This is a genomic window from Bacillus sp. SIMBA_031 (assembly GCF_046535225.1).
Taxonomy (GTDB): Bacteria; Bacillota; Bacilli; order Bacillales; family Bacillaceae; genus Bacillus; species Bacillus velezensis.
In genome coordinates this window covers 1-239 of sequence record NZ_JAWRXC010000643.1, presented here as the reverse complement: position 1 = coordinate 239, position 239 = coordinate 1, and the positions used below count along the sequence as shown (strand labels likewise).

The window sequence follows — 239 nt, the reverse complement described above, 5'->3', positions numbered from 1 at the left end:
CCTTATTTAACCGAGCGCTAGCCCTTACGCATACCTAATGCCGTATGCTGTTTTACAAAGTACGCTTTTAAATAATCAACAAACAAACGTAACTTTTTAGACCCCGTCGCCCCTGGCGGGAAAACTCCATACAATTCAATATCCTTGCTTTTGTAGTCGTCAATTATAATTTGCAATAAACCCGCTTGTACTTTTGGCCATGCATCGTATAGCGGTATACGCCCTATGCCATGTCCTGC

General features: G+C 42.7%; 1 protein-coding gene. It reads right to left on the bottom strand.

The window, feature by feature from the left end:
- Positions 1-17 precede the first annotated feature (17 nt).
- The coding region (locus SB724_RS21660; RefSeq protein WP_410573121.1) for a type 2 periplasmic-binding domain-containing protein at positions 18-239 on the bottom strand (222 nt) is incomplete at its 5' end.